The organism is Caldicoprobacter algeriensis (assembly GCF_023838525.1).
GTDB classification, from domain to species: Bacteria; Bacillota; Clostridia; order Caldicoprobacterales; family Caldicoprobacteraceae; genus Caldicoprobacter; species Caldicoprobacter algeriensis.
Window position 1 is genome coordinate 1 of the sequence record NZ_JAHUQD010000028.1, and the last position, 24,392, is coordinate 24,392.

General features: G+C 46.4%; 23 protein-coding genes, 3 tRNA genes and 3 rRNA genes. 6 read left to right on the plus strand and 23 right to left on the minus strand.

Features of this window, described 5'->3' with window-relative positions:
* Window positions 1–234: 234 nt before the first annotated feature.
* The gene (locus tag KVG29_RS11690; protein ID WP_252228623.1) at window positions 235–1,143 is read right to left on the minus strand and encodes an AraC family transcriptional regulator; all 909 of its coding nucleotides are present in this window, start codon (window positions 1,141–1,143) and stop codon (window positions 235–237) included.
* Between the two features lie 208 nt (window positions 1,144–1,351).
* Here KVG29_RS11690 and KVG29_RS11695 point away from each other — a divergent pair, with 208 nt between their 5' ends.
* The 4 genes from KVG29_RS11695 (at window position 1,352) to KVG29_RS11710 (ending at window position 4,202) form a co-directional block, all read left to right on the plus strand.
* Window positions 1,352–2,188 (plus strand): sugar phosphate isomerase/epimerase family protein, encoded by an 837-nt coding sequence (locus tag KVG29_RS11695; protein ID WP_252228624.1) that lies wholly within the window; start codon window positions 1,352–1,354, stop codon window positions 2,186–2,188.
* A gap of 22 nt (window positions 2,189–2,210) precedes the next feature.
* A complete protein-coding gene (locus KVG29_RS11700) occupies window positions 2,211–3,233 on the plus strand; it encodes a Gfo/Idh/MocA family protein (protein WP_252228625.1) in 1,023 nt (340 codons plus the stop codon).
* Window positions 3,234–3,378: 145 nt separating this feature from the next.
* Window positions 3,379–3,663 carry a hypothetical protein gene (locus KVG29_RS11705; RefSeq protein ID WP_252228626.1) on the plus strand — a complete coding sequence of 95 codons (285 nt, stop codon included), beginning with the start codon at window positions 3,379–3,381 and terminating at the stop codon, window positions 3,661–3,663.
* The gene (locus KVG29_RS11710; RefSeq protein WP_252228627.1) at window positions 3,651–4,202 is read left to right on the plus strand and encodes a sugar phosphate isomerase/epimerase family protein; all 552 of its coding nucleotides are present in this window, start codon (window positions 3,651–3,653) and stop codon (window positions 4,200–4,202) included. The genes KVG29_RS11705 and KVG29_RS11710 overlap by 13 nt, the downstream gene beginning before the upstream one ends.
* A gap of 120 nt (window positions 4,203–4,322) precedes the next feature.
* Here the strand turns inward: KVG29_RS11710 and KVG29_RS11715 are convergent, their stop codons facing one another.
* The 3 genes from KVG29_RS11715 to KVG29_RS11725 form a co-directional block, all read right to left on the minus strand.
* The gene (locus KVG29_RS11715) at window positions 4,323–5,051 is read right to left on the minus strand and encodes a 2-phosphosulfolactate phosphatase (RefSeq protein WP_252228628.1); all 729 of its coding nucleotides are present in this window, start codon (window positions 5,049–5,051) and stop codon (window positions 4,323–4,325) included.
* 123 nt (window positions 5,052–5,174) lie between these two features.
* Entirely contained in the window at window positions 5,175–5,711 is a 537-nt protein-coding gene (locus tag KVG29_RS11720) for a spore maturation protein (protein ID WP_252228629.1), read from the minus strand.
* Window positions 5,712–5,729: 18 nt separating this feature from the next.
* The gene (locus tag KVG29_RS11725) at window positions 5,730–6,305 is read right to left on the minus strand and encodes a nucleoside recognition domain-containing protein (protein ID WP_252228641.1); all 576 of its coding nucleotides are present in this window, start codon (window positions 6,303–6,305) and stop codon (window positions 5,730–5,732) included.
* A 186-nt stretch (window positions 6,306–6,491) separates the two neighbouring features.
* On the opposite strand from KVG29_RS11725, the gene KVG29_RS11730 reads away from it, so the two are divergent.
* Window positions 6,492–6,740 carry an AbrB/MazE/SpoVT family DNA-binding domain-containing protein gene (locus KVG29_RS11730; RefSeq protein WP_025748221.1) on the plus strand — a complete coding sequence of 83 codons (249 nt, stop codon included), beginning with the start codon at window positions 6,492–6,494 and terminating at the stop codon, window positions 6,738–6,740.
* Between the two features lie 83 nt (window positions 6,741–6,823).
* Here KVG29_RS11730 and rsmI read toward each other — a convergent pair whose 3' ends face one another.
* The 4 genes from rsmI to KVG29_RS11750 form a co-directional block, all read right to left on the minus strand.
* The gene (gene rsmI / locus KVG29_RS11735) at window positions 6,824–7,663 is read right to left on the minus strand and encodes a 16S rRNA (cytidine(1402)-2'-O)-methyltransferase (protein ID WP_252228630.1); all 840 of its coding nucleotides are present in this window, start codon (window positions 7,661–7,663) and stop codon (window positions 6,824–6,826) included.
* 40 nt (window positions 7,664–7,703) lie between these two features.
* Window positions 7,704–8,366: a TlpA disulfide reductase family protein gene (locus KVG29_RS11740; protein WP_252228631.1), complete on the minus strand. Its 663-nt coding sequence runs from the start codon at window positions 8,364–8,366 to the stop codon at window positions 7,704–7,706.
* Window positions 8,367–8,401: 35 nt separating this feature from the next.
* The gene (locus KVG29_RS11745) at window positions 8,402–9,094 is read right to left on the minus strand and encodes a cytochrome c biogenesis CcdA family protein (RefSeq protein ID WP_252228632.1); all 693 of its coding nucleotides are present in this window, start codon (window positions 9,092–9,094) and stop codon (window positions 8,402–8,404) included.
* A gap of 807 nt (window positions 9,095–9,901) precedes the next feature.
* The gene (locus KVG29_RS11750; RefSeq protein WP_252228633.1) at window positions 9,902–10,117 is read right to left on the minus strand and encodes a hypothetical protein; all 216 of its coding nucleotides are present in this window, start codon (window positions 10,115–10,117) and stop codon (window positions 9,902–9,904) included.
* Between KVG29_RS11750 and KVG29_RS11755 the strand changes: the two genes are divergently transcribed.
* A complete protein-coding gene (locus tag KVG29_RS11755) occupies window positions 10,104–10,865 on the plus strand; it encodes an LCP family protein (RefSeq protein WP_252228634.1) in 762 nt (253 codons plus the stop codon). The genes KVG29_RS11750 and KVG29_RS11755 overlap by 14 nt on opposite strands.
* 184 nt (window positions 10,866–11,049) lie before the next feature.
* On the opposite strand, the gene KVG29_RS11760 is transcribed toward KVG29_RS11755, so the two are convergent.
* From KVG29_RS11760 to KVG29_RS11830, 15 genes are all read right to left on the minus strand, one after another.
* A complete protein-coding gene (locus KVG29_RS11760; protein WP_252228635.1) occupies window positions 11,050–13,704 on the minus strand; it encodes an SH3 domain-containing protein in 2,655 nt (884 codons plus the stop codon).
* Between the two features lie 165 nt (window positions 13,705–13,869).
* Window positions 13,870–14,040, minus strand: coding sequence for a DUF362 domain-containing protein (locus KVG29_RS11765; protein WP_204489517.1), 171 nt, complete (start codon window positions 14,038–14,040; stop codon window positions 13,870–13,872).
* Window positions 14,041–14,123: 83 nt separating this feature from the next.
* A complete protein-coding gene (locus KVG29_RS11770) occupies window positions 14,124–15,038 on the minus strand; it encodes a PSP1 domain-containing protein (RefSeq protein WP_252228642.1) in 915 nt (304 codons plus the stop codon).
* Window positions 15,039–15,051: 13 nt separating this feature from the next.
* Window positions 15,052–16,026: a DNA polymerase III subunit delta' gene (gene holB, locus KVG29_RS11775; protein ID WP_252228636.1), complete on the minus strand. Its 975-nt coding sequence runs from the start codon at window positions 16,024–16,026 to the stop codon at window positions 15,052–15,054.
* Window positions 16,027–16,042: 16 nt separating this feature from the next.
* Window positions 16,043–16,495 (minus strand): YaaR family protein, encoded by a 453-nt coding sequence (locus KVG29_RS11780; protein WP_252228637.1) that lies wholly within the window; start codon window positions 16,493–16,495, stop codon window positions 16,043–16,045.
* A 36-nt stretch (window positions 16,496–16,531) separates the two neighbouring features.
* A complete protein-coding gene (locus KVG29_RS11785; protein WP_025748230.1) occupies window positions 16,532–16,861 on the minus strand; it encodes a cyclic-di-AMP receptor in 330 nt (109 codons plus the stop codon).
* A gap of 41 nt (window positions 16,862–16,902) precedes the next feature.
* Window positions 16,903–17,535 carry a dTMP kinase gene (gene tmk, locus KVG29_RS11790; RefSeq protein ID WP_252228638.1) on the minus strand — a complete coding sequence of 211 codons (633 nt, stop codon included), beginning with the start codon at window positions 17,533–17,535 and terminating at the stop codon, window positions 16,903–16,905.
* Window positions 17,536–17,555: 20 nt separating this feature from the next.
* The gene (locus KVG29_RS11795) at window positions 17,556–19,031 is read right to left on the minus strand and encodes an aminotransferase class I/II-fold pyridoxal phosphate-dependent enzyme (protein ID WP_252228639.1); all 1,476 of its coding nucleotides are present in this window, start codon (window positions 19,029–19,031) and stop codon (window positions 17,556–17,558) included.
* Entirely contained in the window at window positions 19,028–20,317 is a 1,290-nt protein-coding gene (locus KVG29_RS11800) for a homoserine dehydrogenase (RefSeq protein WP_252228640.1), read from the minus strand. The genes KVG29_RS11795 and KVG29_RS11800 overlap by 4 nt, the downstream gene beginning before the upstream one ends.
* A 316-nt stretch (window positions 20,318–20,633) precedes the next feature.
* Window positions 20,634–20,708, minus strand: a tRNA-Asn gene (locus KVG29_RS11805).
* 15 nt (window positions 20,709–20,723) lie between these two features.
* A 5S ribosomal RNA gene (rrf, locus tag KVG29_RS11810) occupies window positions 20,724–20,840 on the minus strand.
* 92 nt (window positions 20,841–20,932) lie between these two features.
* Window positions 20,933–23,866: ribosomal RNA gene (locus KVG29_RS11815) — 23S ribosomal RNA — on the minus strand.
* Between the two features lie 83 nt (window positions 23,867–23,949).
* Window positions 23,950–24,026 (minus strand) — tRNA-Ile (locus KVG29_RS11820).
* A gap of 156 nt (window positions 24,027–24,182) precedes the next feature.
* A tRNA-Ala gene (locus tag KVG29_RS11825) sits at window positions 24,183–24,257 on the minus strand.
* Window positions 24,258–24,321: 64 nt separating this feature from the next.
* Window positions 24,322–24,392, minus strand: a 16S ribosomal RNA gene (locus KVG29_RS11830); the annotation flags it as partial.

Sequence of the window (24,392 nt, forward strand, 5' to 3'; positions counted from 1 at the left end):
CCCATTTTTTAACCCTAAATTTTTTCCAGTAAAAATCGGAATTTACATATTTCGAGTATTATCCTTTCTAAACCTCTAAATATCAAAGGATTACGCCATTTTTATTTATTAATTTGCGAAACTTCTGCCCAGCAAGCAGAAATTTCGCATCTTTTATCGACTCCTGTTAGAATTCATGACCCTTGAAGGTTTGAGCATTTGAGCAACCGATGGTTGTGCTTTGCAGGATAACCCTTACTCCTTTGGCAGCTCTGCCTTGGATTTGACCGACACGGCATATTCTGATGGGGTCATATCAGTGATTTTCTTAAAGACATGGGAAAAATAATGGACCGAACTGAAACCCAGCCTTTCGGCTATCTCAGAAAAGTTGTAGTTTTCCTCCCTTATAAGCTCTTTGGCCCTTTCAATCTTCATCCGCCTGAAATACTGTATAATGCCCGTCTGCATCCTATCCTTAAACAGGCTCTTTATCCTGGTATGGCTGAGGGAAAACTCCTTACAAAAGTCATCCACAGTAAGATTTTTTTCGATGTTCTGCTTCATAAAGCATATCATGCGATTTACCAGGTCATCCTCTGCTCGGCGCCTGGTTAAGGAGGAAATACGCTCCTGCTTCTTTATGGCCGTATTGTTCCTTATAAGCGTTATGAGCAGCAGCTCCAGATATATCTTTATAAGCTGCTGTGCACCAAACGGCTCATCCGGCCTCTTGTCCTTGACCGTGATGAATTCATTGAGCCTCTTATTAAAACAATGGGTGCGCTCCCTTATCAGATTGGCAAGTATGTTCTTCTCCTCTTCCCCTGCCTTCAGTATCTTGTTCTCAAAAAACTTCATGGCAGGGCTGTTGCACACAAATGACGCTACTATGAGGTTGGGGGCGATCTTGCCATTTGCCCATACGCTGTGGAACTCATTGGGCTTATGAAATATCATTTCCCCCTGCTGCAGCTGATACCCTTCAGTATCGGCCATGACCTCGACCTGGCCCTTATCCACATAGAGAAACTCCCAGAAATCATGGCTTTCCCCCTGAAACACAAAATCCTTTGCGTACTCAAAATAAAACAGGCTCACGATCTCGTTTATCTCTATAACGCTGTCCAGGGGTATTTTGGGGTACTCTACCCTTCTATTCACAGACAAGGCAACGTATTCCCCTTTCTGAGCAAGAGTGTCCGATATTATAAAAAAAGAGTCTTTTTATGCAAAGAAAAAGAACCCGTTTCGATATATAATCAAAGACGTAGAAAGCATTTAAGCCATACAGAAATCGATTTTCATAGTCTATATAAATTTTAACAAATTCCTGTCATCAAATCAATAAAAGAGGGAGGTCAAGGGTAATATGAAAAAGGGTATAAACATCTGGTCGTTTAAAAGGGGTATGACGGTAGCCGAATGCATGGCCATGGCTAAAGATGCGGGGTTTGATGGTATCGAGCTCAGCCTGGACGAGCAGGGCGAGGTCAGTTTAAACAGCAGCGAAAAGGATATCTTACGGATCAAAAAGATGGCCGAGGACACCGGCATCGAAATAGCCAGCCTGGCAACCGGCCTATACTGGGCATATCCCGTCACCAGCTCGGACCCCAAAATCAGGCAAAAATCCAAGGACATAGTGAAAAAACAGCTTGAGACGGCAGCTCTGCTTGGAACAGACGGTATTCTGGTGGTACCGGGTATGGTAGCAGGGCTTTCGCCCGACAGCGAAGTGGTACAATACGACGTAGCCTATGAGCGCACGCTGGAAGCCTTTATGCAGCTTAAAGAAGAGGCAGAGGCCACCAAAGTCAGCATATGCCTAGAAAACGTGTGGAACAAATTCCTGCTGTCCCCTTTGGAGATGAGGGACTTCATTGACAAGATCAACAGCCCATACGTAGGGGTTTATCTGGATGTGGGCAACGTCATATACACGGGATACCCCGAACACTGGATAAGGATCCTGGGCAAACGCATCAAGAAAGTGCACTTCAAGGATTTCAGAAGAAAGGTTGGCACCCTGGAAGGATTTGTGGACCTGCTGGCCGGAGACGTAAACTTCCCTGAGGTAATGCAGGCCTTCAAAGAAGTAGGCTACGACGATTACGTCACCGCCGAGATGATACCGAATTATACCCACTATACCAATCAGATAATATACAATACATCCAAATCTATGGACAGGATTTTAGGAAGATAAAAACAAAAAGGGGGAGATACATATGGTGAAGGTAGGACTTATAGGCATAGGCTTTATGGGTAGAGGCCATTTGGATAACTATATAAGGCTTGAAGCTGAAGGTTTTCCGGTCAAGCTGGTGGCCATATGCGATATAGACAAGGACAAATTCGAAAACAAATTCTTGCCTGGCAACATCGATGTAGGCAATAAGAAGTATGATTTTTCAAAATACAACCTGTATACAGACATAGACGAAATGCTGGAAAATGAAGATCTGGATTATGTGGATATCACGCTGCCCACCTACCTGCACGCCGAAGCAGCCATAAAGGCCCTTAACAGGGGCATGCATGTGCTGTGCGAGAAGCCCATGGCTCTCACCGTGGATGAATGCAAGGCCATGATAGAGGCCGCCGAGAAAAACAACAGGAAGCTTATGATCGCTCAATGCCTGCGTTTCTGGCCAGAGTATGAATACCTAAAAGAGTGCGTGGAGACCAACAGGTTTGGAAAGGTGTTGGGTGGCTATTTCTTCCGCGGTGGCGGGACTCCGAAGTGGTCATATCAGAACTGGCTGCTACAGAAGGATAAGAGCGGGGGAGCAATTCTGGACCAGCACATCCATGACGTAGACATGATAAACTGGCTGTTTGGTACGCCCAAGGCAGTTTCCACAATAGCCAAGAACGTCATCCCAGGCAGCGGGTATGACATCGTGTCTACTCGATACATCTATGAGGACGGCAAGGTGATAACGGCTGAAGACGACTGGGTATTAAACGGCGAGTATGGCTTTAGCATGCTGTACAGAGTAAACTTTGAAAAGGGCAACGTGGTATACGAAAAAGGCATTCTCAAGGTCAATCCCAACGATGGCAAATCCTTCACGCCCGACCTGCCGAAGGAAAACGGATACTATCGCGAGATAAAGTACTTTATAAACGCGCTGATCAACGATACCCCCATCGATGTGGCCTCGCCATATAGCACCATGGAAACCATACGCATCGCCCGAGCCGAAATAGAATCAGCCGACAACGGCGGCAAATTTGTCGAGCTGTAAATTAGCAAATCAGTCACTGTAAGATTTAACCTATAGTAGTTACAAGAAGTCTCCATTCTCTATAAGATGGAGTGGTTCACATCGTGCTTTATGACTTTGTTAAGGCTTTATGAGTTGGCCTATTCTAAATAAGGGAGTGGAAATAATGTACTACCTGGATATAGGGGTCATTATATCCCTAGAAAAATTGCTTCAAAATGGGATACAAGAGCTAGAGGAGCTGGGCCTTGATACATGTCAGGTAAATGCATGGAATACCGATATACTGACGGAAGAAAATGCAAACAAATTAAAGGAGATTGTGGGATATAAGGTAAAGATAGCCAGCGTCTGGGTGGGATGGCCGGGCCCCAAGGCATGGAACTTCATTGACGGCCCCTCCACTCTGGGACTGGTACCAAAGGAATACAGGTTAGGATGGAAGCCTTGAAGCGTGGAGCGGATTTTGCAAAAATGCTCGGGGTAAACGATATTGTCACCCACGTAGGATTCATCCCCGAAAACCCATCCACAACGGAGTACCGCGAAACCGTGATTGCAGTGAGGGAAGTGGCCTCCTACTGCAAGAGCCTCGACATCTACTTTAACTTTGAAACAGGGCAAGAGACCCCCATTACCCTGGTTCGGACGATAGAGGATGTGGGCCTGGACAACCTGGGGATAAACCTTGACCCAGCCAATTTGCTGCTTTACGGCAAGGCCAACCCGGTAGACGCCGTGGACATATTCAAAGGCCTCATAAGGGGTGTACACGTAAAAGACGGCAGGTATCCGACCGACGGCAAGCACCTGGGCAAAGAAACGCCGGTAGGGGAAGGGCTGGTCAACTTCCCGCTATTGATAGACAGCCTTATAAAGCATAACTACAAAGGGCCATTGATCATAGAGAGAGAAATATCAGGCCCTAAGCAGAAGGAAGACATACTCAAAGCAAAGAACATACTGCTTGAGATCTTAAATAAATATTGAAAAATTCAAGACAAACAGTGAGGTACAATATTAAAAGGGCTATGCTCAAATCAGCATAGCCCTTTTAATATTCCAGGCCCTCTTCAACACCAAAATCCCTTAAAGCCCTCTGAAACGCCCTCACGCCGTTTCTAAAACCCTTATGACCCCTTCACGGTACACTGGGATGGTGGGCAACAGGTTTAGCTGAATACAGTAGTCCACATCGGACTCAAAACCCGCCCTCACTAAATTTCTGTAATGGTATGTACGCTCCAGCACTTTTCTGAGGTCTTGCTTATGGCTAGAATACATTTGCAGGCACACCAAGCCCAAATCATCCATCTCCAGGGGTTTTCCCATATTTTGAAGCGCATCAAGCATTGCACCTACGGCCAAGATATCATCCAGCGAAAACTTTCCTTCAGTACCTGCGCATATGAAGGCCACGTCCTCATCCCTTTGTCCAATATATCGAGTTACGGCTCCGACGTTTAAAAATCCCCCAATGATGACTTCCTTTGCCTCACTGGCTTTCCTTATGGCTCTTGTACCGTTGGTGGTAGTTATAAGTACAGTACGTCCCTTCACCACATCGCGGGTATACTCATATGGAGAATTTGAAAGGTCGAACCCCTCTATCTTCTGGGCGTTTCTTTCCCCGCCTAAGAGGAAAGCACCTCTCTCATAATTTTTCGATAAGTTTATAGCTTCTTCAATATCAATCAGCGGAATGACTTCTCTGCAGCCATTATGTAAAGCAGTAATGATTGTGCTGCTGGCGCGAAGTACGTCAATGACGACAGCCACGCGCTCTTTAAGCTCTTTTTCCTGTACATTGCTCGGCAATGCGTAAACGTCTATCTTCATGATAACCCTTGATGCCCTCCGATCAAAACTAGATTATAATGCGACCTCATGAATTGATTTTAAGGCCAAAACACCCCATTTGTCAACTTTAATTCAGGCAATTTCATAAAGCTTAAATCGACATCATCTGCCGAATACTATGCTACAGACCACAACAGATGCGATAAGTCCCACCATGTCGCCCAGCAAAGCAGCCCATAGGGTATATCGAATCCTTTTTATGCCAACAGCCCCAAAGTAAATTGACAGGGTATAAAATATGGTCTCAGTAGAGCCCATAACTGTAGAGGCCACGCGACCGATAAACGAATCGGGCCCATAAACCTTAAACAGCTCAGCCAATATCCCCGTTGAAGCAATGCCCGACATAGGACGCATGATTACGAGGGGGAGTATCTGCGCTGGAACGCCCAAAAACTCAGTAACAGGGCTCATAAGGCTTACAAGGATATCCATGGCCCCAGAGGCTCTGAATATGCTGATTGCGACAAACATAGCGACCATATAAGGTAACACCTTAACCGCGGTGACAAACCCCTCTTTTGCCCCTTCAACAAACGAATCATATACGTTTACGCCGTTTAAAAGCCCATATACTAATACAACAAAGATAAAGGCGGGGATTGCAAAAGAAGATATTATATCTATGATGTCTGCCATATTATTTACACCCTCGCTTTAGTAATACCTCTGTAATATCTTGGCGGCTATAATTCCCGCGGCTGTTGAACAGACGGTGGCTATAAATGCGGTGCCAATAATCTCCGTTGGATTGCTAGAGCCGGCCGTACTGCGCAGGGCCACCACCGTAGCAGGAATTAGCTGTACAGACGAGGTGTTTATAACCAAAAACATGCACATGGCATCGGTTGCCCTGTCCTTATGGGGATTTAATTCCTGCAGCTCTTTCATAGCCTTTATCCCCAAAGGAGTAGCTGCATTGCCCAGCCCCAGCATATTGGCGATTATGTTCATGGTTATAGCCCCTATAGCATGATGCCTGGCCGGTATATCAGCAAATAAAAACCGCATTACACCCTGCATTTTTCGGGAGACCCTCTTGACCAGCCCTGCCTCTTCGGCTACCCTCATAAGTCCCAACCATAACGCGTAGATACCTATCAATCCAAAACATAATTCCACCGCATATTTAGCATTGTCCAGAGCCGCCTGTGTGACCGCCTCTATCTTTCCATTAAATGCAGCAACTACCAGCCCAATTAATATCAACAGTATCCATACGATATTGACCATAGGCCTCACCTTTTCAGCAACCTTTTTCTTTATGCATATGATATTGCTTTCAACAATAGAACACATGCATAAATTAATTATATTTTTCATATTTTTTTACAAACAGCCTATTGACTTTTATTGGTATTATTGGTAATATAAATTACGTGATTGGTGTCGAATTTTGTTAAGGGAGGAGGGGACAACGTGAAATCCACGGGCATTGTAAGAAAAGTAGATGAATTGGGAAGAGTTGTAATTCCCATTGAGCTGCGTAGGACTCTGGGTATCGACAAGAAAGATGCTTTGGAGATTTACGTAGACGATGAACACATCATATTAAAGAAGTATGAGCCCGCGTGTATATTCTGCGACAATGCGAAGGATATACAGACTTACAAAGGCAAGAACATATGCAAAGAGTGCCTGGCTGAGCTGCGCAAACTGTCCGAGTAATGTCTCACCCCCCAGGCACTGTCTTTTTTCTCTATTGTAAACAAAATTTCACATAAACTCCGCCATAAATCAAAGAAAATTATTCAAATATCTATAGAATGCTTATAAACCTCGCTTTTCGGTAAACCGCGAACTTTAGCCACCTGCTTTACAGCCTCCTTTTTGTCAAAACCTTGGGCCATATATTGCCTTATGTGCTCCTCTATAGAAATATTCCACGTGTTGTTGTCCTGTATATCTTGATGCGTACATCCCTCCAAAATGAGCACTATTTCCCCTTTAGGAGGATGTTCCTTAAAATGCTCCAGCATTTGCTCAAGGTTTAAAATAATGACCTCTTCGTGCACCTTTGTCAGTTCCCGTACCACCGCAACCTTTCTGTTGCCCAGCTTGTCAAGCATATCCTTTAGCGTAGTAACCAGCCTGTGCGGCGCTTCGTACAGAATGACGGTGCGCTGCTCGCGCTTTAACTCTTCCAGCCTTGCTTCCCTGTCCTTTTTCTCTCGCGGTAGAAACCCTTCAAACACAAAACGGCTGGTATCCATCCCGGACAGCACCAATGCTGCAATAGACGCCGTGGGACCAGGCAATACCGTAACGGGTATACCATTCTGCCTCGCCAGACCAATCAGCGGTATTCCCGGGTCCGATATTCCCGGCATACCCGAATCGGATACCAGAGCTACGTTATATCCCTGCATAAGCAGTTCGATTATTCTTTGGCCTCGCTCCCTCTGATTGTGTTCATGGTAGCTTATAAGCGGCTTTGAAATTCCATAGTGGTTCAAAAGCTTAAGGGTGTGCCTGGTATCCTCAGCGACGATATAATCCACTTCACTAAGAATACGGAGCGCTCTTAAGGTTATATCCTCCAAATTCCCTATTGGCGTTGCACAGATATAGAGAGTACCTGTAGCTGACAAAAAACATCGCCCCTTAAATTTTCATACAAAGTTGTGCAAATTACTCTCCCATTGCCCTAATTGCCTCAACTGCAAGCTCCATCTCTTGTTGGCCTGAAAAGGCTCCCACCTTAAGATAGCGAACTATCCCTTCCTTGTCAATAATATAATTAGCAGGCACTCCGGTTTGGTAATAGATTTTCCAAGCCTCGTCATCCCTGTCCAGAAGTACAGGAAAAGTATAGCCATACTCCTGAATAAAATCCCTGACCTTCTTCTCCGCAGCTTTATCGTCGGTCCCACCCCTAAGCTCCACAGAAGTGGAGCTGACTGCCAAAACGACGACATCTTCGTCTTTGTATTTTGCATAAAATTCCTCCATATGAGGCATCTCGGTCCGGCAGGGCGGACACCAGGTAGCCCAAAAATTGAGAAATATGATTTTACCCTTATAATCCGACAGCTTGACTTTGTTTCCGTTTAAATCTTCAGCCTCAAAGTCTTCCATGGGCTTGTTGACCTCAAGGAAATAATATCTGTTTTTTAGGATATCCTGGGGTGAGGCCGCATCCTCATCCTGGGAAGGATTGGCAGCGTTCTCGCCGTTGGATTTAGCCGTTTGGTCTTGGGGCTTCTCCTGTGGAACATCTTTGGATACAGCACATCCACTTACAAACAGCCCGAGCACCAGCAAAAGAGTAAAGATTTTCATAATTCTGCTCATGGGTACCAAATCATCCTTTCATAAATGATTTTCTGTTATGCGCCTAAAAAGGCCAATCTATTGAAAAATATCAATAACCCTGTAATAATGAGGAGCCCTCCACTTACCCACCGTATTGCATCCATATACCTGTATAGCTTTCTAATGGGATTCCACAGCACTCTTATACCCGCTGCCAACACCATAAAGGGCAAACCCAGCCCTAGACTGTATACGGCCAATAGTCCCATCCCCTCAGCAACAGTACGGGCCTGGCTGGCCATAACGAGCACCGAAGCAAGCATTGGGCCCACGCAGGGCGTCCATCCAAAACCAAAGCCCATACCCATGATTATAGAAGTAATAAGCCCCGGGCTATTAATGTTGACCTTAAATCTTTTCTCGTAATTTAAAAAGGGAATAGGGATGAGTCCCGTATGGGACAGACCAAAAAACACGATTAACGCTCCACTTATCTTTCGTATAACATCCCGGTGCTCCACTAAAAACTTTCCAAAGGAGCTTGCCACAGTACCCATGCTGATAAATACAAAAGAAAAACCTATTACAAATAAAAAAGCGTTTAACACCACAGTACGATAAACCCTGGAGGCTCCCTGTAGCAGACTATCGACACTCTGCCCTGTCAAATAAGCCAGGTATACTGGAATAAGCGGTAAAACGCAGGGAGATAGAAAAGAGGCTACTCCTTCAACAAAGACCATAAAAATAAAGGCCAAGTCTCCCACCGGCATTCCCCCTTGTTTTTATCTTATTAATACCCTCATCTTTCAATTTAAAACATTATATTATCTTTATATTAAGATAATACGACATAATATTCTTATATTTTTAAGTATTCACACGTTAACGCATTTATTTACAATTTCATTTACAATGTGTGTAGCTTTTTTAACAAATTTTAAAATTTCACAATCCTATATTGACTTACAAAATAATTTGTAGAATAATGTTAGATGCTATACAATAAGCTCAGGGGGTATTTGGGTCAACTACCCACCGCTTATAGAAGCGGGGGTTTGGTAACAAGCCCTAGTTGACTAGCCTCAGCCACCAGCATAAAGCTGACGGGGCTACGTTAGACAGGTCATAAAACCCCGAGGTGCTGCTCAAGCTCCGGTCTCTGCGTGCAGGTTTAAACAGTCCTGAGGGGTAGGGACATTAACCTGTACCTGACAAGCCTGTCTAACATTGGCAATTAGCACCTAACTCCGCAAGGAGGCTTACCGCTTATGGTGTATGTAATATCAAAGGCAAGGTTGAAATAATAGCGGGTTTAAGGAGCAATGGGTGTTTTGTTGTAAGAAGTCTTTCAGGGGAGAAGATACACGATAGTGCAAAACATAGCAAGTTAAGATTTATAGAGAGGACGAAGACGTTAATGTTAGAAAGGGGGGAAGAGCGCATTCCTATCCATCTTGAAAAAGATGGAATCTCCTGTGCTCGTATATGATGAAAAAGTTCTTCATAACTATATTATCAATACTGCTCATATTTCTAATAGCCTCAGCAACTTATATTTATATATTACTGGATCAAATTGGAAATAATTCTCTAGTAAATTCTTCGGATTCATCAAATTCTTCAGATTCTTCAACCCCTCCAGAAAAATTGACCTCTGAAGATTTGGGGATCTCTGAAACAGCTCCCAAGACAAGCGAAACCGGGGTAACCAATATACTTCTGTTTGGACTGGACTCAAGGGCCGAAAACAACATATCGCGTTCCGATACGATAATGATTGCAACCATCGACAAGAAAAACCAGCTCATTAAACTCACCTCCCTGATGCGCGATATGTACGTGCCCATCCCCGGCAGAAATAAAAACAGGATAAATACGGCTTACATCTTTGGCGGCCCTACCCTTGCCATCAAAACGGTAAACACCAACTTCGACCTGGATATACGCTATTATGTTACGGTGGACTTTTTTGGCCTAGAAAGGATCATTGACCAGGTAGGCGGTATAACTGTAGATGTCAAAAAGCAGGAGATCCCTTATATTAATTCCTGCATAGCAGAGCTCAACAGTCTAAACAAAAACACCAGGCCTGTCCCTATGCTCACAGAGCCCGGCCTACAAACTTTAAACGGCAGGCAAGCGGTAGCATATGCTCGCGTGCGAAAAGCGGGAAATGCCGATTTTGAGAGAACTGAAAGGCAAAGACGGGTACTAGTAGAATTATTTAAAAAGGTAAAAACCATTAACCCTTTAAAACTGCCCGGCTTGGTGAGCACCATACTGCCTTATGTGGAGACCAACCTGCCAAAGACGGAAATTTTGAGCTTAGGAATCTCAGTCTTAGGATTTAAGAACAAGGACATAATACAATACAGGATACCAGTCGACGGTACGTTTACATCTCAGCGGATCAACGGCATGGCCGTGCTGGTACCTGATATAGAAAAGAACAAAGCCTTCCTCCACGATTTCATCTATGGGGACAGCGTAAATGGCGAGGATACTGGCAATGACAACATCGACACTCAGCAATAAAGGCCTTTAGATGGCCTATTGATTAAAACATTTATTCAATTTTATAGAATTTTTAACGCTTATAAATGGCACAAGTTAAAACAAAGGCCAAAGTGAGCAAACCGTTTAATAATAAATACCACAAATAAAAAATAAAGCGTGGGTTTAACTCCCACGCTTTTCTTTTAAAACTATAATTGCTTCCTTAAAATTTGAGATAGTCTCCGGAAACGTACCCGGTCAACGTCCCATAACTAATCTTATACCAAGAACCCACCTTTTGGAGAATGGTCACTCGCGAATTCATCTTTATAGCTCCAATCCTGGTATAGTTGGGCCCCGGGCCCGTTCTGACATTGAGCCATGTGGCCGTCACTACGGCTGTACTTGGCAAGCTCCTATCATCCTCTCCGCGCGAAGGTACAGCATTTGAAACCTTCACATAAGCGCTATGCACATATCCTGTTGTACCGCCAAATTTTATTTTATACCATACGCCAGTCTGGCCTAAAATGGTTACCTGGCTGTTGCGATACAAAAATCCAATTTTGCCGTAGTTTGTCCCCGGCCCAGACCGCACATTTAACCCGCTTGCGGCAACAATTCCGACGGAAGCCGGCTGTCCCCCTCTAGAGCCTGTATCGCTGGAGCCCAGCCTTATATAATCCCCATGCACGTATCCAATCGTATCGCCGTATTTAATCTTGTACCAGGCTCCCACCTTCTCCAAAATATCCACCTTTGCATTCCTGGCAAGTTTTCCAATTGCCCTAAAGCCTGTCCCTGCTCCTGAACGAACGTTAAGCATGCTAGCTGTTACCGTCCCTTGAGCTATCACATTACCGTTATTAGTGCTGGGAGGTCGGATGCTGTCTCCACTTGGGGGTTGAGCGCTGGCGCTCTCCAGCTTTATATAATCACCGTGTATATACCCTGTAAGGCCATTGTATTCTATCTTATACCATTCCCCGGCTTTCTCCAGCACAGTCAGCTTATTTCCTTTAACCACCATTCCTATCTTGTGATTTCTCGTGCTGGGACCGCTGCGCACATTCAACGCACTAGCAGTTACAACAGCATATTTTCTCTCGTTGCTTGGTGGCACAGGCGGATCAACTGGCGGCTGTTGTCCCTGATTGCCTCCAGAGGAGGAACCTGGCGGCTGCTGCCCCCCTTCTAGCACAATATAGTCGCTGTGGATATATCCCTGCAGATTGCCCACTTTTATCTCGTACCAATCCCCTACCTGTCGCAATATTTGTACGCGGACATTGGGCCCCAATCCTCCAATGCGCTTGTATTGGGTACCCGGCCCCTGCCTGACATTCAGCGAAGTGGTCACCTTTACAATGCCATATACAGGCTGGGGTTGTTCATTCCCACCCCCATTTGTACCACCATCGGAAGGCTGCTGGCCACTGCCACCGCTGGGCGGCTGGAAATCTTGCCTATCATCACCTCTTGACGGCATATCCGAAAGAACAGGTGGTGAAATATTGAGAGCTTCTATAACGGCACCGGGATAGTAGAAATTTAAAATATCTGTGTATTTGGCTCCTTGCTCAGCCATTGTTTTAGCTCCCCACTGGCTCATACCAACGCCGTGGCCAAATCCCCGGCCGGTAATGACATAGTATTCTTGTCCAGGAACTTCAATATTTTGCAATTCAAGGCCTGTTATGTACGAACTCTTCATTATACTGGTACCTACAGCAGAGCGCATATCCTTAGTCAGCATTTTGATTTCTGCAATATTGAGCTTTATCTTGCCTTGATCATCCATAACATAACCGTTTCCATCTTTCATGTAAAAGAAAAGCTTAAAATAAGCCTCTTTTTTTCTCTTACCTTCAGTCTCCTCTTCCTCGAACCGCATTTCATCAATGCTCACAATTTTGACATCCCAGGCGCCTGTATTCTTCTTAATTTCTTCCCTCAATTTTTCTATAAAACTTTTATTATAGCTACCAATATCCTTTTCGATTACAGAATTCCACCAGCTATTGGGGTTGGCGGGGTCATTACCTCCTATATCAATTTGCGTTTTATGAATGACAAAACTCCATTGACTTTTAGGATCATATGGATCCTCTTTAGCAGAAAGCGGCTTAAATCCTTTTGGCACACTTGAAAAAACCTCATATCCAGCCTCTATCCAACCTCCGTTGCTGGACGAATAAAAGGTTGGCACGAAATCCCCATTATATTTCAGCACCATTTTTGCGGTCTCATCTACTGCCCTTTTGCAATTCCCATAATTGGGATTATACCCTTTATATACCTGGTCGGCCTGGGTATCAACCACGTCATAGGCTGCCCAAGTATTTTTTTTACAGCGAACAACATATGTACGGGCAGCTACAGCCTGAGCCTTGAGAGCTTCTAAAGGCCATTTATTGCTCATCTCGTATGGCAACACGCCATACAAGTACGTCTCTAAATACACATAGTTGGTAAGCCTGATATACCCTCCCTCCAGGCTTACCACCATATCGCCCTTGTAATTTGTCCACCCATACGAAGGATTAAGCACACTCAGAACATCAGAATCTCCGCCCTTGTGCTGTTTAAAAGTAAACCTATTACCCAGTGTGTAAACGGCATTTCCATCTTTGAAGATCAGCTTACCATCTTGTATACCTATCTCGTACTCCTTGTTCCTCTCAAGATAGATATCCTTATTTTCGGATATGCTATAGTTCCCATTTACTTTAACCTTTACATTGACAGGATTCCCCATGGAAGCCAACCGCACGCGAACAATGCTATAATCAGTATCCCCCTGGGCCACAGGTATGGTCCCTACAAAGAAAATTCCTACAGCTAGTCCAACCAACAGCGTCAAGATTCTACGACACACAGCTACATCACTCCCAGAAGTTTATAGTTTTATGCCTCTACACACCCACTATATAGATAAATATTCGGCATAAAGTGTCAAATTCCTGCCAGCAGGTAAAATTTATTGCAATAAAAAAGAACCCAATCTGAAACGATCAGGTTCTTTTTCATCGCGTATTCTTACTTACTCCTGTTGAGGAGCGCCCACAGGACAAACATCGGCGCATGCGCCACACTCTATGCAAGCATCCGGATCTATGACGTAGATGTCATCACCCTCGGAGATGGCATCCACCGGACACTCGGACTGACAGGCACCGCATGCAATGCATTCCTCAGTAATCTTGTACGCCATCTATCCTCACCTCCTTACATTGAAACCCCACAAAAAACACCTCTTTTATTCTATCACCAATATCCAAAATTGCAATCTTTTTTTCATTCATCGTATTCATCTATCAATGATCTTATCTCTTCATCCATCTCATTTAAACCATCTTGCATCTCATCTGCCTCTTTTAGGGCCTCTTCGCCTTGGTCCTTGTCTACCAACTCCACCTCATCGGGAGAATATTCTTTGACCTCTACAGTACCATCCTCCTGAACCAACTTTACCTTGACTTTCTCAAATAGTACATTTACATCCACCACAATGCCTTTGCCATCAGGCGTTAATACTTCCTTGTTTACCTTCGGCATGCGCCTTAATACATCCTCATAAAAATCTTGTTCAAATTTCAGGCAACACATGAGTCGTCCACACACGCCCGATATTTTGGCCGGATTAAGCGATAGTTTCTGTTCCTTTGCCATTCTAATGGATACAGGCTGAAAATCCCCCAGGAAAGTACAACAGCACATATTTCTGCCACAGGGGCCCAGTCCTCCTATCATCTTGGCTTCATCGCGCACGCCAATCTGCCTGAGCTCAATCCTGGTTCTAAATATGGCTGCCAAATCCCTCACCAGCTCACGGAAATCTACCCTTCCCTCAGCGGTAAAATAGAATATAAGTTTGTTATTATCAAATGTGTACTCTACGCCTACCAGCTTCATGGGAAGGTTGTGCTTGACAATCTCCCTCAGACATATCTCAAAAGCTTTATTTTCCTTCTCCTTGTTTTCTTTTACTTTCTGCTCATCCTCTTCGGTAGCCTTTCTAATGACTTTTTTAAGAGGGGGAACTATGTCCTCCTCTGGAACTTGCTTTGGTGGTACCACTATCTCGCCATATTCTATCCCACGGGCAGTCTCCACTATCACGTGGTCTCCAGGTTTAAGCTCTATGTCATTGGGGTCAAAGTAATATATCTTGCCTGCTCTTTTGAATCTGACCCCTACTACTGTCTGTATAAAAACCACCTCCTTACATGTTGAGCAGCAAATTCTCTATGGTCAACTGATAGTTGGCATTTCCTTTAAGCATCCTTCGAGTGCGTTCTATACTTTCAATGATACTCCTTATACGCCTAATTGTAAATAAGGAGGCCTGCTTCTCTATCACAGGCAGTTTATCTATGTTGATAACCAGCGCAGAATCGCCGGTCTCCTTATATGACAGTATATCTCTAAACCATATAACCAACATATCCAATATTTCATCAATCCTGTCCTTATACTGGTTAAAAAGTTCCCACTGGGTCATCTTATCTATGTCGTTATAATCAAAAATTTCCTCCAAAAATTTAAAAACATCACTTCTCATCTGATTGAACTCCTGTGAGCCTGCCAGCTGCAATCCTTTACCTGGAATCCCACCAGAAAGCCCAGCAAACAGCATAGCCCTTTCCCTGGGCATATCAAAGTGGCTAATTATGATAGTACATACCTCTTCTCTGGTAAGCCTTTGCATGCGGAATACCTGACAGCGCGACAATATAGTAGGCAGTAGCTCACTGGACTTCTCTGCAAGCAAAATAATAGTGGCAAAAAAAGGAGGCTCTTCCAGCGTCTTCAAAAAAGCATTCTGAGCCTGTACAGTCATAGCGTGAGCATCCTCGATTATATAAACCTTGCGGCTGGACTCATAGGGTTTAAGGTGTATGTCCTCCAGCACGTTCCTTATTTGCTCCACGCCTATGCTGGATTTATCCCCTTTTTGAACCCGATATACGTCGGGATGATTCCCCGAATTGAATTGCCTGCATGAACGGCACAAATCACAAGGCCTATGTCCTTGTGATTTGCACATGATACCGCGAGCAAATATATTGGCTATGGTCTTTTTACCTATTCCTTTCGAGCCAACAAACAGATAAGCATGGCCTATCCGCTGGCTCTCAATGATCTGTTTTAACCTCTTGACTACAAAGGATTGGCCTATTACGTCTGAAAAGTTCATGGTCCATCCAAACCCTTCAATAGAATAAGTCTATCAGCAGTCCTCGAATATCATCTACCAGAGACAATATCTTAAGCTTATCCCTGTCTGAGTGAAGCACTTGCTTCACTAGCTCCTCTAATTTTTGATTGACTCTGTTTACCACAGCGTATACTTCATGCCTGCCCTGACTATTGAAGTAGTCATGTTTTGTGAATTGGTACATATTGTTCACAACCGTGGACAAAAACCTCGACACCAGCTTCCTGTAGCGAATAACCTCAGCAAGAGTAAGATGCTTGATCAGCTTTTCCTCTTGTAACTTGATCTCTTCCATAAGCAGCAACAGCTCTTGCTCCATCAGCCTTTCTTGAGTATCGCGCATTACTCCGCTGAAACTCTTGCTGTGTACTTCATCCGGATAAACCTCTTTCCTCAAGCTGTTCAAACCCATCTCCTTGTCTCTGACCACAGCATCTCTTATCCTCATAACTACCTTTATCTCCCTGAAACGTCATTTTCCAAGTTAAATTTTCTTAAACTCCTCCACATCCAGGACAAAAACGGTGGCTCCACCCACTGTCACTTCAATGGGATAGGGCACATACACCCCTGTCGTACCTGCCACAGGTGAAGGCGAAGTGGCTATCTGCTTCCTACTCTTGCATACCTTTTCAATAAGCGACAGCGCCAACGGGACCCTCTCTTTCTCGGTACCGATTAGCAAAGTGGTGTTCCCAGCCCTCAAAAAACCACCTGTGGTAGCCAGCTTGGTGACCCCAAACCCTTCATTCATCAAGGTAGAGATCAGCTTCTGGGCATCCTCATCCTGCACCACGGCAATTATGAGCTTCACTGCTCACCCCCCCTTTTGATTTGGATTAACTATATTATATCCTATTTTTTACATGATAGCAAATATTCTACTAACCTTCGAACCTGCTCAAAAACTTCGTCAACGCTCCTTGAAGCATCCACCTCTTTGATGCGCTCCGTATACTTTTTCTGTAAAACAAGAAAACCCTGATACACACGGCGGTGAAATTCCAACTCTTCGCTTTCCAGTCGATCCAGCTCTTCTGACCTTATGCGGCCTCTTGCTAAAGCATCCTCCGGCCGAATATTCAAAAAAAGCGTCAAATCAGGGACAATGCCCCCAAGCGCATATCTGTTTACCGCCTCTACCACATCCATACCCAGCCCCCTTCCAAATCCCTGGTAGGCTACGCTGGAATCGACAAATCTGTCGCACAATACCATCTTTCCCTCATCAAGTGCGGGTTTTATAACTCGCCTTACATGCTGGGCACGGGATGCTGCATACAAATACATCTCGGTTACGGCATCCATATCTTTATAGCTGCGGTTGAGCAGAATCTTGCGTATTTCCTCTCCTACAGGCGTCCCGCCTGGCTCACGGGTCACCAGCACGTCATAGCCTTTTTGCCGCAAATGCCGCTCCAAAAGCTTAACCTGCGTCGTTTTTCCTGCCCCATCCGGTCCTTCAAAAGTGATAAAAATACCTGCCATATCCATCTTCTCTCCTCATGCTATTCACTGACCACTGGAACTAGACTATTTTTCACAAGCCCAAAAAGAGTGCCTCCGTATCGCTGTATATTCAAAAGCTCATCTATGCCTTCTTTATCTATTAACTCACCGGGACAAAAACGAGGAACACCTGGTGGATAAGCGCCTATAATCCCTGCACATATCCTACCTACGCTCTCTCTTATAGGTATATTTTCTATTATACTATAAAAAGCTTCTCTCGGCGACATCATTTGCTGTGGTATTTCCTGGGAAATTGACATCTTATTATACTCGGCACGTGGGCCAAGCCTATGTCCTGGCAGCTTCTCTATCAGGTTTGTCAGCCTTTCAACCAAAGCTTTAAAAGTCGCTCTGTCATCAGCCACGCTGCATATAAGCACTAGGCGGTATATGTCGCTCATTTCAACTTGCACACCGGCCTCTCTCAAAAGCTTCTCAGCCCGATAGCCTGTAATCCCAAGCGGGCGGACATCCAGTACCAGCCGCGTAGGGTCCAGCGCCTCTACCTCTTCACCCTTATCATAATCGTTTATAGTTAAAAGCCCTATATGGCTCCGCAGCCGCGCCTTTGCATAATGGATTTCCTGCATCAACCTCTCAATTAGAGCCTTACCTTCAGCTTCCATAAGAGCCCGGGCCCAATCAAGTGAGGCCATTATCAAATAGGAAGGGCTGCTGGTCTGTAGCATGGCTATAACCTGAGCTACTCGCTTGGCATCGACCCGCGGCCCCTTTACATGAAGATATGCCGCCTGTGTTAAAGCAGGTAGCGTCTTATGAGCGCTTTGTACCCACATATCGGCTCCCAGCTCACCGGCCGAGGGAGGCAGATCAGGATGAAAGATAAAATGGGCACCATGGGCCTCATCCACCAGTAACAGCTTTCCCCTACCGTGCACAACCCTCTCTATCTGCTTCAAATGGCTGCACATGCCGTAATAATTTGGGTGTACCACCAGCACTCCCACAGCATCGGGGTTCTCATCCAAAGCCCTTTGCACATCCTGTACCAATATCTGAGTGGCCATAAAGTTTTCCTGGTCGTATCGAGGTTGGATATATACAGGCTTGACATCGGCCAGTATCATAGCCGCCCACACCGACCTGTGGCTGTTTCTGGGTACAATGAGCTTATCACCAGGCTTACAGGCAGCCATTATCATGGCCTGAATCCCTGCCGTTGAGCCATTTACCATGAAAAAAGTATGGTGAGCACCGAATGCTTTAGCCGCCAACATTTGAGCCTGAGCAATCACGCCGGCAGGACAGTAGAGGTTGTCCATACCAGGTATCTCGGTTACATCCCCAGCCGCCAGGTTATCTAAAAATTCCTTTGGAAAAGCCTTGCCACCCTTATGCCCCGGCATATGAAACCGAATCGTACCCTGCTTTACATACTCCATAAGAGCTTTCACTAAAGGAGCATTGTTTATATCCATTTTAAAGCGTTTTCGCTCCTCTCTGCGTTTCAACTTGAATGGCTCTCTACCCGTAAAATGCTGGCCACCTCTTCTACCACATCAAACTTCTTTATTTCCTCCAGTGCAAGGTTAAGTCGCTTCCTGTCCACCTTGTGGGTAATTAAAACCAACGGCACAACCCGCTCGCCTCTACCTCGCTGAACCACCGAAGCAATACTTACACCATAATTCCCTAAAACTGTCGAGATCTTTCCAAGTACGCCCGGCCGATCTACAACTTCGAGGCGAATATAATACTCCCCTTCGCCTTCACCGTTGATGTGCAACTTTTCCCTGGTATTTCTGTAGGTGTATGGCACTGTACGCCCTGACATCATTGCAGAGGCTACATCCATTATATCGCCCACTACGGCACTGCCAGTAGGCAGTGATCCAGCTCCCTTGCCATACATCATAAGCTCCCCTACCGCATCACCTTTGATGAACAAAGCATTGAATTCGTCATTGACAGCGGCTAGAGGATGAGTATTGGGTACCAGTGCCGGATGTACGTGCAGGTCGAGCTTGCCGTCGTGCTTTTTGGCAGCAGCCAAAAGCTTTATGGTATAACCCAGCTGTGCTGCATATTGGATTTCCTTTTCGGAAATACGGGTAATGCCTTCCCTAGGGATATCCTGCGGAGGAACCTGTACTCCAAAGGCAATAAACGCCAATATGGAAAGCTTAAATGCGGCATCCTCCCCTTCAACATCCGATGTAGGATCAGCTTCTGCGTATCCCTTTTCCTGCGCCAGCTTCAAAGCAGTTTTGAAATCCATACCGTATCTAGTCATCTGGGTGAGAATATAGTTTGTAGTCCCGTTTATTATACCCACCACAGTTTCTATTTCATTGGCAGCAAGGCTCCTGGTAAGGGCTGCAATTATAGGAATTCCTCCTCCTACGCTTCCCTCAAACCGGAGCAGAACATTTCTTTCGTTGGCCAATTGTATCAGTTCCCTGCCGTAAGATGCGATAACCGCCTTGTTGGCAGTAACCACATGCTTCCCCATTTCAATGGCTTTTCTCATATATTCGTAAGCGGGATACAACCCACCAATCAACTCAACGATAATCTGTATATCCTCATCAAGAAGGATATCATCAAAATTGGTAGTAAGCATATGAGGTGGCACATCTATATCACGCTTCTTTTGGACATCCCGGACTAAAACCTTTTTTATCTCAATGGGAACTCCAATGTATTCCTTTATCATATTCCGGTGCCTATGCAGTATTTCCCATACTCCTCTGCCTACGTTTCCCAAACCTAAAACCGCAATTTTAATGCTGTTCACCGGTACTCCCTCCCGCCTGACATGTCTCCATCATATTATGGACACAATCTTTAGGCTAGATTATAACACGTGAAAATCGCAGAGTAAATATAATTTTACAAAAGCCCGAAACAAAAACCTCACCTGAAAGAAAATATAAATAAGGCATAAAAAAATAACAAGCCCTAAGAAGGACTTGTTACTTCAGGCTATTTTATTCTTCCTAAACTATCTTGAAAATATCCTGACCTGTTGAGTTCTATAAACTTTACAAGTTTAAAACTTGCTCTTTTAAAACCCAGCGTAAACTAATAAAAAACCAAGCCAAAAAATAAAATGGCTCCTCAGGTTGGATTCGAACCAACAACCCCTCGGTTAACAGCCGAGTGCTCTACCGTTGAGCTACTGAGGAACGCTTTAAAGAAGACCCCGGCGACGACCTACTCTCCCAGAGGGTCTCCCCTCTAGTACCATCGGCGCTGAAGGGCTTAACTTCTGTGTTCGGAATGGATACAGGTGTTTCCCCTTCGCTATTGTCACCGGAATCTCTCTTTCACTCTTCATTTCTCTCAAGGTGCTAACCGCGCCTTCTTAAAGCGCTCGCTGCACCCTCAAAACCGCACAATGCAGAGCTATTCGATCAAGCCCTCGGCCTATTAGTATCCGTCAGCTAAGTGCATTGCTGCACTTACACCCCGGACCTATCTACCTCGTCTTCTTCAAGGGGCCTTACTCCGCTTACCGGATGGGAAATCTTATCTTGAGGGGGGCTTCACGCTTAGATGCCTTCAGCGTTTATCCCTTCCGTACTTAGCTACCCAGCTGTGCCACTGGCGTGACAACTGGTTCACCAGCGGTACGTCCATCCCGGTCCTCTCGTACTAGGGACGGCTCCTCTCAAATTTCCTCCGCCCGCGACGGATAGGGACCGAACTGTCTCACGACGTTCTGAACCCAGCTCACGTGCCGCTTTAATGGGCGAACAGCCCAACCCTTGGGACCTGCTCCAGCCCCAGGATGCGACGAGCCGACATCGAGGTGCCAAACCTCCCCGTCGATGTGGACTCTTGGGGGAGATCAGCCTGTTATCCCCGAGGTAGCTTTTATCCGTTGAGCGACGGCTCTCCCACTTGATACCGCCGGATCACTAAGCCCGACTTTCGTCCCTGCTCGAGGTGTCCCTCTCACAGTCAGGCCCCCTTCTGCCTTTGCACTCACCAGATGGTTCCCAACCATCCTGAGAGGACCTTTGGGCACCTCCGTTACCCTTTAGGAGGTGACCGCCCCAGTCAAACTGCCCACCTGACACTGTCCCGCAGCCGGTTCAACGGCCTGCAGTTAGAACCCCAGCACTGAAAGGGTGGTATCCCACCGACGGCTCCACATACACTGGCGTGTATGCTTCCCAGCCTCCCACCTATCCTGTACATCCAATGCCAAAGTCCAATATCAGGCTACAGTAAAGCTCTACGGGGTCTTTCCGTCCAGTCGCGGGTAACCAGCATCTTCACTGGTACTACAATTTCGCCGGGTCCCTTGTCGAGACAGCGCCCAAGTCGTTACGCCTTTCGTGCGGGTCGGAACTTACCCGACAAGGAATTTCGCTACCTTAGGACCGTTATAGTTACGGCCGCCGTTCACTGGGGCTTCGGTTCAGAGCTTCACGCCTCTCCGACGCTAACCCTTCCCCTTAACCTTCCAGCACTGGGCAGGCGTCAGCCCCTATACTTCCTCTTACGAGTTAGCAGAGACCTGTGTTTTTGTTAAACAGTCGCTTGGGCCTGTTCTCTGCGACCCACCCTACAAGGTGGGCACCCCTTCTCCCGAAGTTACGGGGTCAGTTTGCCGAGTTCCTTGACAAGGGTTCTCCCGCTCGTCTTAGGATCCTCTCCTCGCCTACCTGTGTCGGTTTGCGGTACGGGCACCTGCACCCTCGATAGCAGCTTTTCTCGTCAGTGTGAGCTCAGCAGCTTCCCTACTTAATCTTCGGTCCCCTTAACGGCTCAGCATCTACGGCAAGTGGTACTTCACTCACTTGCCTGCCTCGCCGCTTGGACGAGCTCTACCACCAGCTCGCTCTGCCTGCCCTCCTGCGTCCCTGCTTCTCTCAATCGGGTACAGGTGGTATCGGATTCTCAACCGATTACCCATCGCCTACGGCTTTCGCCCTCAGCTTAGGTCCCGACTTACCCTGAGTGGACGAACCTTCCTCAGGAACCCTTAGGCTTCCGACGGGGTGGATTCTCACCACCCTCTCGCTACTTATGCCGGCATTCTCTCTCGTATACAGTCCACCCTGCCTTACGGTCAGGCTTCTGCCCAGTATACGATGCTCCCCTACCGCTCTGCTTACCGCAGAACCCACGGCTTCGGTGTCAGGTTTTAGCCCCGTACATTTTCGGCGCAGAACCGCTCGACCAGTGAGCTATTACGCACTCTTTAAATGTATGGCTGCTTCTAAGCCAACATCCTGGTTGTCTTCGCAGTCCCACATCCTTTTCCACTTAACCTGAACTTTGGGACCTTAGCCGGTGATCTGGGCTGTTCCCCTCTCGACCACGAAACTTATCTCCCGTAGTCTGACTCCCAAGGAACAAACCGTGGCATTCGGAGTTTGATAAGGTTCGGTAGGCTTTTGGCCCCCTACCCCAGTCAGTGCTCTACCTCCACGGCTCTTACCCCTTGAGGCTAGCCCTAAAGCTATTTCGGGGAGAACCAGCTATCTCCAGGTTCGATTGGCATTTCACCCCTATCCACAGGTCATCCCCTGGTTTTTCAACACCAGTGGGTTCGGGCCTCCACGAGATCTTACTCCCGCTTCACCCTGCCCATGGATAGATCACCTGGTTTCGGGTCTACAGCAGCATACTTATACGCCCTATTCGGACTCGGTTTCCCTCCGGCTCCAGGCCTTCAAAGCCCTTAACCTCGCATGCCACTGTAACTCGCCGGCCCGTTCTACAAAAAGTACGCGGTCGCGCATCTCGCGCTCCCACTGCTTGTAGACACAGGGTTTCAGGTACTATTTCACTCCCCTCCCGGGGTGCTTTTCACCTTTCCCTCACGGTACTACTCCACTATCGGTCACCAGGGAGTATTTAGCCTTGGGAGGTGGTCCTCCCCGCTTCCCACAGGATTCCTCGTGTCCCGTGGTACTCTGGATCCCAGCCACAACACCTCCAGCTTTCGCCTACAGGGCTCTCACCTTCTCTGGCCCACCTTTCCAGGTGGTTCGGCTAGCCTTCAGTGCCATATACGGCCGGTCCTCAACCCCACACCAGCATAAACTGGTGCGGTTTGGGCTCCTCCCCTTTCGCTCGCCGCTACTCAGGGAATCGATTCTTTCTTTCTTTTCCTCCGGGTACTAAGATGTTTCAGTTCCCCGGGTTCCCCTCCATACCCTATGTGTTCAGGTATGGATACCTGGCCTTACCGCCAGGTGGGTTCCCCCATTCGGAAATCTGCGGGTCAACGCCTGCTTGCGGCTCACCGCAGCTTTTCGCAGCTTGCCACGTCCTTCTTCGGCTCCTGGTGCCAAGGCATCCACCCTGTGCCCTTCCTAGCTTGATCCGCCAGCGAAATTGTAGCACTGTGCCTCAACAGCACCGCTACACCCGCCTCCGCTCTGCATTGTGCAGTTTTCAAGGTGCAGTTGGTGGGCTCAAGTGGACTCGAACCACCGACCTCACGCTTATCAGGCGTGCGCTCTAACCGACTGAGCTATGAGCCCATTTTTAATATGAGTTGCAGCCTTTCAGCTGCATCTCATATTATACTACATAACATACAAAATATCAACTGAATCTGATTCCCTCTTTTTATAACAGGGAATCCATTTTTTGCCTCGTTTGTATTAGGCATTAATCTAAATTATTAGGACCAAACATGGTGGAGATGAGGAGATTCGAACTCCTGACCCCCTGCTTGCAAGGCAGGTGCTCTCCCACTGAGCTACACCCCCACATCTTTGGTCCCTCAAAACTAAACAGTGGCTTTGCCAGGTCAATCCCCTCTTTGCTCCTTAGAAAGGAGGTGATCCAGCCGCACCTTCCGATACGGCTACCTTGTTACGACTTCACCCCAGTCATTGGGTTCA